Genomic DNA, 10,061 nt, shown 5'->3' with positions numbered 1-10,061 from the left:
AAATTATTCTTTATGAAAATATCTGGATATTACTCAAAAAAAGCAAAGATGTAGGTGGAGATACATCTTTCTACGATGAGTGGCAATATCTTTTTAAGAAGTCTGATTTAGTTTTTTATCTGGTTCGAGCCGATCTTCTAATTCAAAATGACAGTAATACACAAAGTCGTGTTGAGGCAGATCTAAGTTTGATTCAAAGTTGGTGGCAAATTTCTGAATCTAAAAACAAAAAAAAATTCTTCAACATACAGAAAAAAAAGAAAAAAAAGTTGTTAATTATTTGCACTTTTTGTGATGAAGTCGAGAAACTGCAAATAACTATACCTCGCATGATAGGTAATGATGAGCTTCGTAAAATTTTTCCACTTCTATATCAACATAGTACAGGAATAAAAGTTGCTTTGGGTAGCCTTTTAACCAAAGACAATAACGATAACACAAGACACCTTGTTGAATTAGTTTTTAAGGAAATTTTAAAATGATTAAACTAGAACATTCTTTTCAACCTCTTGATAATAAAAAACCTGATATTATTGAGATAAATGAACAACGCTTAGAGCATTCTGTGCCATCTGAACAGAAAAAAAGGCAAAAATTTGTTTCCAAGATTTCTAGAGTTGTACAAGCTGGCAAGAAGGAACAATATTCTCGATCAAATATAGTTATCTATCACACAAATCGTGAATTTGTAGTTGAAACTATTCCCAAAGAAAAAGATGTCCTTAATCGGATTGCTCCTATTATAAGTTATGGGAAATTTCCAGATTATGAAGAAGAAGAAATAGATTGGATTAATCAGGTGGTAAGTGATATTACAAGGTTTGCTTCATCAATTAACAATAGTTTACCTTTTAGTAATAATGTACTAGAAAAATTTTTAGCTGACATTTGGCGAAAAAAACAAGATAAATTCAAAAAAAGAGATTTAATTTTTCGTCTAGTCGTCGCGGTAATACTTCCCCTAGCTCTAATTTATATCCTTCTTCACACTCCTCAAACAGCTCAAGAACGAATACCCAAACTAATCCGCAACTGGTTTCTGGAAATACAAATTCTACAGCCTGTCCAGGACAAGACTCCCCCTCCATCAGTAATGCAGATAGCGTTATTCATTTCCCTGAACAATGCGCTGATGATATCTCTAGCAAAAATCAAGGTATCGAAATTAATTCGCTAGTCACAGAAACTCAAGTCAAGAATAAAAACATGGATACAAATAATTATCTTCCCGAAGAGCCAGAAAAACGTAGAGTTATTATGGTTCTTTCTCGTCAAGAATTAAATCAACTAGAAATTGATGCAGAATCAGACAACTCAGCCCGTGAACTACTCTTAAATAGACAAGTTTCTTTGCTTGATGATTCAGCAAAAGATGATAGTTATCTGATTAAAAAACTTAGAAATAGTGGACTTCTTAATCCAGGAACTATCTTAATTCAAAGTCCTTACGATCCTTCAGATTATGCAGAAGCTTCAAACGCATCCTATAATTTTGCTCAAGCTAAGTGTATTAATTTTACTAACCTTTGTGGTCTTTTAGGTGCAAAGAAAATTACTGTGGAACACATGGAAATGAAAAGTTCTGATGGCGAAACCAAAATTTCTGGTAATGTTGATACTCCTGTTGGTAAGGGTAATGGTGAAGTTGAAAGTAAGGTTTGGGGGGAAATGCTGAAAAAAATAAGCATTGAAGAAGAATACGATCCGTCAGAGCCAAATATTGAAGAAGCTAGAAGTTACTTGATGGAAAATCAGTGGCTTAGTGATCCTCATATGAAAGGTCTTATTTTTAAAAGAGAAAAAGGAATTAGAATCAAAAAACACAAATTTGTATTAAGTCTCACTGAAGAATCTCAGAAAAATCTAAAAGTAGCATTTTCTTTAAACCTTCCCCAAAACCCAAGTATTCCAATAGTTGGAAAATTGAATGCAAATCTTGAGCAAACAAAAAAAGAGACGTTCGATTTCTCCCTAGAAATTAATGTAGAGTTTTGGTAAATGGTTAAGCTTCTCTACAATTATTCCCTGTTCTTTTGTAGAAACATATTGGGTTAAGAGTAAGTTTAGCTATAAATATGATAATTCCATCTTGGTATCAACTTAAGATTCAAGAAGTGGGGAGGAAGCAATACAGGAGAAAGGTTGAAAAATACTCCCCATCTCCTCCTCCCCACTCCCTATTCCTGATAGCGAGAGATTTTGTCAATCAATTATAATTTATTCCCACATTCAGGACAGAAATTATTAGTAGCAACACTTTCGTATCCACAATTGCTACAAGTAATTGACTCCACTGCTTGCTCAAGCTGTTTCCGAATAGGCAACCCCACCATTTGAGCATTACTCTTACCAGGAGCAACCATGGGATAACAATTTTCATCCCTAGTCACGCGAGCATCCATCAACACAGGTCCGTCATAAGCTAACATTTGAGCGATCGCCTCTTTCAATTCATCCCGACGAGAAATCATCATTCCCTTCACCCCATAAGCTTCAGCCAACTTAACAAAATCTGGCATTCCCATTTCCATATTAGAAGAAGAATAACGCTCGCCAAAAAATGCCTCTTGCCACTGACGCACCATACCCTGCCAACCATTATTAATAATCACAGTTTTAACATTAATACCATAATGCGCCAGAGTACCCAACTCCTGAATATTCATTTGAATACTCGCATCACCAGCAATACAAATCACCTCTCGGTTTGGCAATGCCACCTTCGCACCCATAGCAGCAGGCATCCCATAACCCATAGTACCCAAACCTGCACTAGAAAGCCATTGTCGAGGACCATTTTTCAGAAATTGAGCTGCCCACATTTGATGCTGACCAACATCAGTAGTATAGTAAGCATCTGGAGCCATTTTCCCAACTTGATTAATCACCTCTTGAGGTGACATACTATCTGGATGTTCGGGAGCAACTAATGGATAATCTTGTTTCCAACGATTAATTCGTTCTAACCAAGGTTGAGTTTGATCGGAATTAATTGGCTCACCAGTCTCCCGACAACGACGTAACATATCGATCAAAACTTGACGCACATCTCCCACAATAGGAACATCAGGAGTCCGGTTTTTACCTACTTCTGCCGGATCGATATCAATATGAATTACTTTCGCATGACAAGCAAATTCATCTAACTTTCCTGTTACTCGGTCATCAAAACGGGAACCAACAGCAATTAACAAGTCACACTCACTCACAGCAAAGTTAGCATAAGCAGTGCCGTGCATTCCTAACATTCCCACTGAAAGGGGATGATGTTCATTAAAAGCACCTTTCCCCATCAAAGTAGTAGTGGCAGGAATATTAAAATGTTCTGCTAATTCTTGAATTTCTGCATGAGCATCAGCAGAAATTGCACCACCACCGATATACAATAAAGGACGACGTGCTTCTCGGATTAAATTAACTGCTTGGTTAATCTGACGAGGATTACCTTTAATAGTAGGACGATATCCAGGTAGTCTGATAGAAGCAGGTTCAACTGGTTCATAGTCAAATTCTTCCAATCCTACGTCTTTGGGTACGTCAATCAATACTGGACCTGGACGACCTGTACTAGCAATATGGAATGCTTCTGCAACAATTCTGGCCATATCCCTTGGGTCTCGAACCACATAAGAATGTTTGACTATGGGGAGAGTAATACCATAAATGTCCGTTTCTTGGAAAGCATCAGTACCAATCATTGGTCGGCCTACTTGCCCTGTAACTACAACCATGGGAATTGAGTCCATCTGAGCAGTAGCAATACCTGTGACTAGGTTTGTTGCTCCTGGACCTGATGTGGCAAAACATACACCTACTTTACCAGTAGCACGGGCATATCCATCGGCGGCATGGGCAGCACCTTGTTCGTGTCTGACTAAGATGTGTTCTAAGTCCCCGGCAGCTTGTACCCGGTAGAGTTCGTCGTAAATTGGCAAAATTGCACCGCCTGGATAGCCAAATATGTGCTTGACTCCATGACGTTTAAGACTATCCATTAGTGCAAAGGCGCCGGTGGCTCGTTTGAGGGTTACTTTACTTTGTAACTGCACTGGTAGTTCCTCTCTAGATACTATTATTTATAATTAAATCTATAATTGTAACTAAAAATGTAATGTAATAGAGAGTATGTTTAGGATAATTTCTAGAAAACTTTAAGATTCTCTAAAGGTTAAAGGTCTGATTTTTTTGGCATTTCCAAGCTAAAACCCATTGAGGTTTTATATTCTCTGTTCCTCTTTCCCACACCAGGTATTCTTAGTCCCAAATATATAGTTTAAATGCTCAACAGGTTAAGATTTTTGCAGCCTATTAAAAAGCCTTCTGAATAAATGTATATTTATTGACAAACAAGGCCCACTTGGCGGTGATATTAAAGGATGGCATCCTAATAAACGAGTAGACTTAATTAGCTATCAGCTTTTAGCACTTAGCTAGTCTCCTACGGAGGAACTGCGTTAACAGCTTCAGCGGAGTTCTGGGTAAAAATTCCCAGAACCCCAAAGGCAGGATTGTTTAGGAGGGCTTGAAATTCCTTTCTAAACTTAAAAAAAATAATCTTGCTGACTGCTGAGAGCTGACTGCTGACTGCTGAGAGCTGACTGCTGACCGCTTTTTTAAAACTTATAGTGTAAGGAGTGAATAACTTGAAAAAAGTAGAAGCTATTATTCGGCCTTTTAAATTAGACGAGGTGAAAATTGCCCTTGTCAATGCTGGTATTGTGGGTATGACTGTTTCTGAAGTCAGAGGGTTTGGACGTCAGAAGGGGCAAACTGAAAGATACCGGGGTTCTGAATATACGGTTGAATTTTTGCAGAAGCTAAAGATTGAAATCGTAGTTGAGGATGACCAGGTAGATATGGTTGTTGATAAGATTATTAGTGCTTCCCGTACAGGAGAGATCGGCGATGGTAAGATTTTCATTGCTCCGGTAGATAAAATTGTCCGAATTCGGACAGGGGAAAGTAATATGGAGGCAATTTAGTTCTAGGGGTAGATTTTATCTTATGTGTTAGGTAATAGGTAATCCTTCACTTTTTATTAGTTAAGATGGTAAGGGAAAGATTAATTTTTTTCATACCTAAAACCTAACACTTTTTTTCTTAGAGAATAATTTGTAGAGTAAGCTTTTTATTTTAGCAATACAATTAAATAGTGATGTGGTTAATTATTGAGAATTGCTGAAGAGCTGGTATGATTNTCCGAAAACCTAAAACCTAACACTTTTTTTCTTAGAGAATAATTTGTAGAGTAAGCTTTTTATTTTAGCAATACAATTAAATAGTGATGTGGTTAATTATTGAGAATTGCTGAAGAGCTGGTATGATTTTCGTGCTTAGGTAGTAGTTAGAATCAATATTGCATAAAAAAAAGGGTGGAAATGATATAAATAGGTAGCTTTTTTGATTCTATCGCCTCCTTTTAAAGATAAATTTAGAAGTCCTCCGTTTTATAGCATTCTTTCTTTTAATAGGTATTAATGGCAAAACAACTTTCTTTAAACTTTAATAATCTAAGTAAATTTTCCTGTGAAAAATACTTTGATAATACCAGAAAAATTGAACCATGTTTTAGTTCAACTCAAGGTATTTTATTTGAGGTAGATTGCCTGAAAATTTTACCGAATATCAAAGATGAAATTGCTGATGTAATTTTTGCCGATCCTCCTTTTAATTTAGGGAAAAATTATGGCAATAAATCTAATGACTCTCTGGCAGATAGTGAATATTTGAGTTGGTGTTTTGCTTGGATAAATGAATGTTGTCGTATCCTTAAACCTGGTGGTAGTTTATTTATTTATAACTTGCCTAAATGGAATATATTGTTAGGCTCTCACTTAATGAATTGTGGTTTAACTTTTCGCCATTGGATAACTATTAATTTGAAAGTTGGAATGCCAATATCTGGTAGACTTTATCCTAGTCATTACAGTCTTTTATATTATTCTAAAGGTAAGCCAAAAGTATTTAGAAAAATTAGAACTCCTATAGAAACTTGTCGTCATTGTGGTAAGGAAATCAAAGACTATGGTGGTCATCGTCAGGCNAAAATTCTAAAGGTAAGCCAAAAGTATTTAGAAAAATTAGAACTCCTATAGAAACTTGTCGTCATTGTGGTAAGGAAATCAAAGACTATGGTGGTCATCGTCAGGCAATGAATCCTTTGGGTGTTAATTTAACCGATGTTTGGAATGACATTCCTCCTGTACGTCATTGGAAATTCAAAAGTAAAAAGCGACAAACTAATCAACTTTCAACTAAGTTGTTAGATAGAGTTATTTTCATGTCTAGTTTACCAGGAGATTTAATTATCGATCCATTTGGTGGAAGTGGTACAACTTATGCGGTTTGTGAAGCAAATAATCGGAATTGGATTGGTGTAGAAATACAAAATTGTGATGTAATTATTGAGAGGTTAAGTGAAGGAAATTTAGATTATCATCAAAATAATGATTATGTTGAAAAGTAAGCATTCAGCTATCAGCTATAAGTTATTATCAGACCAAAGCAGGAATTAATTTTGAAGGAGTAACATAAGAATGAAATTTGTCACCCCTTGAGCTTAGTAAGTTATTATGTTCAAAAGCTGAATGCTGAATGTTGAAAGTTAATTTTTTGCTCTTCTTAATCCTGTTTTTGATTAATTTTCAAATTCCTAAATATCTAAGTTAAATTTCAACTGATTACCTTGGATTTCTTTTTGTTTTTCCGCAGATTTCAACACTTCATAACTCAGCTTAATATCTAATCGTTTTTTCTCTTCTAAAATTTCTTGGATAGTTACTATGGAAATTTTATCTAGACTTTGACTCATAAATTGACTTTGATAGATTCCTGCTGTTTTAGCAGTTTTTATCATTGCCTTAGTTGGAGATTTTAAAGTAATAAAAATACCCATAGCTGCTCCTTCTAAAGTCATAGTTCCTTGCAAGTCACGAATATCTCCAGATTTAATATTTCCAGATNCTTCTAAAATTTCTTGGATAGTTACTATGGAAATTTTATCTAGACTTTGACTCATAAATTGACTTTGATAGATTCCTGCTGTTTTAGCAGTTTTTATCATTGCCTTAGTTGGAGATTTTAAAGTAATAAAAATACCCATAGCTGCTCCTTCTAAAGTCATAGTTCCTTGCAAGTCACGAATATCTCCAGATTTAATATTTCCAGATTTTACCTGCAAAATAATTTTCTCAGGTTCCTCTTTATCTCCTCGAAAATAAACCACACCATCAATACCTCTATCTGCTCCTTTTTTTTGATTAACTATGGCGCGGTTATTTGTGTAAGTAAGTACCGCCCATTTTTCAAATTCTTTGCGAGTCCGGTCGTCTTTTTTATTAGCTAATGCGATAGCTGAATCGATATCTTTAGGGATACCATTTAATTCTATTTCTGTTAAAACACCTTCACAAAAACTATCTTCAAGACGTTTAAGAATTAAACTAATACNTCTGCTCCTTTTTTTTGATTAACTATGGCGCGGTTATTTGTGTAAGTAAGTACCGCCCATTTTTCAAATTCTTTGCGAGTCCGGTCGTCTTTTTTATTAGCTAATGCGATAGCTGAATCGATATCTTTAGGGATACCATTTAATTCTATTTCTGTTAAAACACCTTCACAAAAACTATCTTCAAGACGTTTAAGAATTAAACTAATACTCTGATAAGTAATATCAATTCCTATCCATTTCCGGTCAAGACGTTGTGAAACCGCAACAGTAGTTCCACAACCACAATAAGCATCTAAAATTACATCCCCTTTATCGCTACTAGCTTGAATAATACGTTCTAATAAAACCTCTGGTTTTTGTGTAGGATAACCAAGACGTTCTTTTGCTTGTGAATTAAGACTTTGTATGTCTGTCCAAACATTATCTAGAATAATACCTTTTCCTTCGTGAAGGTAATTTTTAATTCTGGGAGTTCCTTTTCTAGTATACTCTATACGATTTTCTGAAATCAGTTTTTTTAACCTTTCCTCTGAGTATGTTTTCAAATTATCCAAATAATATAAACCTCTTTCATCTTGTTTATTGTACCTTGCTTTATATTTTTCTGAGTATTCCGTAAAAATCTTGTTAAAAATATAACTTTCAGACTTGGTATAAAAAAGTATTATATCGGCATTTGATGGAAATTTATTAGCGATGGATTTACTACTACCAGCATTTGTAGTTCGTTTCCAAATAATTTCATTCTGAAAATCTCCACCTTGAGGGCAAAAAACTGCATCTAATACTAATTTTAAATAGTGACTCGCTGTGGGGTCGCAATGAAGATAAAAACTACCTGTTGGTTTTAAAACTCGATAAATTTCTGCCACTCGTAGAGTCATACTAATCAAATAAGCAAGTAAACTATCTTTGCCTAAAACTTTTGTTAAACCAGAAATTAAATCTATACTTTGAGAAGTAAAATGTCCTAAATAGTTTTCCAGAATTTCTGCTAACCCTTGATTAGCAAAATCATCCCAAGTCCAAGTATCAATAAAAGCCTGTGCTTGTGCCCTATCTTCCCGACCAACATTATTATAAATTTGATTATAATTACGCTTAGAATTAAACGGCGGGTCTATATAACATAAATCCACAGATTCATCTTTAATATGTCTGCGTAAAACCTCTAAATTATCACCGTAAAAAAGTTTATTTAGCATCTGAATAATTCTCCTCTCTGTAAATCACATATTACCAATAATAAATGTTAGACTATCAACTTAAACAATAACTCAAGTGATTTTGGGCAATAAATATTTTAATACTTAAATTACCAGCCTATTGCTATTAAACTTTTTTTCAAACTTCCGACTTCAGAAGTCTGTACTAATAACTGATAACTGATAACTGAATATGTCTGCGTAAAACCTCTAAATTATCCCCAGAAAAAAGTTGGTTTAACATCTGAATAATTTTCCTCTTTGTCAATCATATATTACCAATAATAAATGTTAGACTATCAACTTAAACAATAACTCAAGTGATTTTGGGCAATATTAAAATATGACAGTCCTAAACAGATTGTAACATTTTATCTAACGGGGTTTGGTTTCTAAATCCCATTCTTGGTAGAGGGTTTGGAGACCAAACCCCTACAGTTTTTTTTACAAATCATTTATAATGACTGTATGTTACTATCAAACATTTAGGATGACTAGAAAATTCTGATTTTTAAACTTCCGACTTCAGATGTCGGTACTGATAATGAATATTAGACAGCGGTATGTGGGTTTCAACTGTTCCCTGTTCCCTATTCCCTATTCCCTAGTATAACTGATAACTAAAATGGATTTTCAAGACGAATACGACATCATTGTAGTTGNCAACTGTTCCCTGTTCCCTATTCCCTATTCCCTAGTATAACTGATAACTAAAATGGATTTTCAAGACGAATACGACATCATTGTAGTTGGCGCCGGCCACTCCGGTTGCGAAGCCGCTCTTGCTTCCGCACGTCTCGGTTGCCACACCCTCCTACTCACTCTCAACCTCGACAAAATTGCCTGGCAACCATGCAACCCCGCTGTTGGGGGACCTGCAAAATCTCAACTTACCCACGAGGTGGATGCTTTGGGTGGGGAAATAGGGAAAATGGCAGACCGTACCTACCTGCAAAAACGCATTCTCAATTCTTCTCGCGGACCTGCTGTTTGGGCGTTACGCGCTCAAACTGACAAACGGGAATACGCTACCGTTATGCGTAACATTGTCGAAAACCAAGAAAACCTCCGAGTTCGGGAAAGCATGGTGACAGACTTAGTTCTCGGAGACAACGACGAAATTATTGGAGTAGAAACCTACTTCGGTGTTGCCTTCAAATGTAAAGCTGTCATCCTCACTACCGGAACTTTCCTCGGTGGAGTCATTTGGGTAGGCAATAAATCTATGCCAGCAGGTCGTGCAGGAGAATTTCCTGCTATTGGTCTGACTGAAACCCTGAATAAACTTGGTTTTGAAACCGGACGACTGAAAACCGGTACTCCTGCCAGAGTTGACAAACGTTCCGTTGACTACAGCGATCTGGAAGAGCAACCAGGGGATGAAAAAGTGCGTTGGCTTAGTTTTG

Annotated in this window: 9 protein-coding genes and 1 pseudogene; 7 read left to right on the top strand and 3 right to left on the bottom strand. The window is 35.7% G+C overall.

Features of this window, described 5'->3' with window-relative positions; translation table 11 throughout:
* The 3 genes from AFK68_RS37300 to AFK68_RS24660 form a co-directional block, all read left to right on the top strand.
* Positions 1-482: hypothetical protein (locus AFK68_RS37300; protein ID WP_168186639.1), on the top strand; the 482-nt coding region annotated here is incomplete at its 5' end.
* Entirely contained in the window at positions 479-1,177 is a 699-nt protein-coding gene (locus AFK68_RS24665; RefSeq protein ID WP_094675893.1) for a hypothetical protein, read from the top strand. The genes AFK68_RS37300 and AFK68_RS24665, both read left to right, overlap by 4 nt.
* 29 nt (positions 1,178-1,206) lie before the next feature.
* Positions 1,207-1,998 carry a hypothetical protein gene (locus tag AFK68_RS24660; protein WP_094675891.1) on the top strand — a complete coding sequence of 264 codons (792 nt, stop codon included), beginning with the start codon at positions 1,207-1,209 and terminating at the stop codon, positions 1,996-1,998.
* A 212-nt stretch (positions 1,999-2,210) separates the two neighbouring features.
* Here the strand turns inward: AFK68_RS24660 and ilvB are convergent, their stop codons facing one another.
* Positions 2,211-4,049: a biosynthetic-type acetolactate synthase large subunit gene (ilvB, locus tag AFK68_RS24655; RefSeq protein WP_094675889.1), complete on the bottom strand. Its 1,839-nt coding sequence runs from the start codon at positions 4,047-4,049 to the stop codon at positions 2,211-2,213.
* A gap of 594 nt (positions 4,050-4,643) precedes the next feature.
* Here ilvB and AFK68_RS24650 point away from each other — a divergent pair.
* The 3 genes and pseudogenes from AFK68_RS24650 to AFK68_RS46370 all read left to right on the top strand — a co-directional run bounded on the left by AFK68_RS24650 (position 4,644) and on the right by AFK68_RS46370 (position 6,466).
* Positions 4,644-4,982, top strand: a complete 339-nt coding sequence (locus AFK68_RS24650; protein ID WP_094675895.1) for a P-II family nitrogen regulator — start codon at positions 4,644-4,646, stop codon at positions 4,980-4,982.
* Between the two features lie 495 nt (positions 4,983-5,477).
* Positions 5,478-6,043, top strand: a pseudogene (locus AFK68_RS46375) (site-specific DNA-methyltransferase); the annotation flags it as partial.
* Positions 6,044-6,079: 36 nt separating this feature from the next.
* Positions 6,080-6,466 (top strand): site-specific DNA-methyltransferase, encoded by a 387-nt coding sequence (locus AFK68_RS46370; protein WP_094675885.1) that lies wholly within the window; start codon positions 6,080-6,082, stop codon positions 6,464-6,466.
* A gap of 497 nt (positions 6,467-6,963) precedes the next feature.
* Here AFK68_RS46370 and AFK68_RS42520 read toward each other — a convergent pair.
* Together AFK68_RS42520 and AFK68_RS24625 are read right to left on the bottom strand one after the other, a co-directional pair.
* The coding region (locus AFK68_RS42520; protein ID WP_256386646.1) for a restriction endonuclease at positions 6,964-7,351 on the bottom strand (388 nt) is incomplete at its 3' end.
* Between the two features lie 99 nt (positions 7,352-7,450).
* On the bottom strand, positions 7,451-8,655 hold a 1,205-nt coding region (locus AFK68_RS24625), incomplete at its 3' end, for a DNA methyltransferase (RefSeq protein ID WP_143438215.1).
* A gap of 715 nt (positions 8,656-9,370) precedes the next feature.
* On the opposite strand from AFK68_RS24625, the gene AFK68_RS24620 reads away from it, so the two are divergent.
* Positions 9,371-10,061, top strand: a 691-nt coding sequence (locus AFK68_RS24620) for an FAD-dependent oxidoreductase (protein ID WP_143438214.1), incomplete at its 3' end; no start/stop codon positions are given.

The sequence above is a fragment of the Hydrocoleum sp. CS-953 genome (assembly GCF_002260545.1).
Taxonomy (GTDB): domain Bacteria; phylum Cyanobacteriota; class Cyanobacteriia; order Cyanobacteriales; family Microcoleaceae; genus Trichodesmium.
This window is presented reverse-complemented; position numbering and strand designations above follow the sequence as displayed.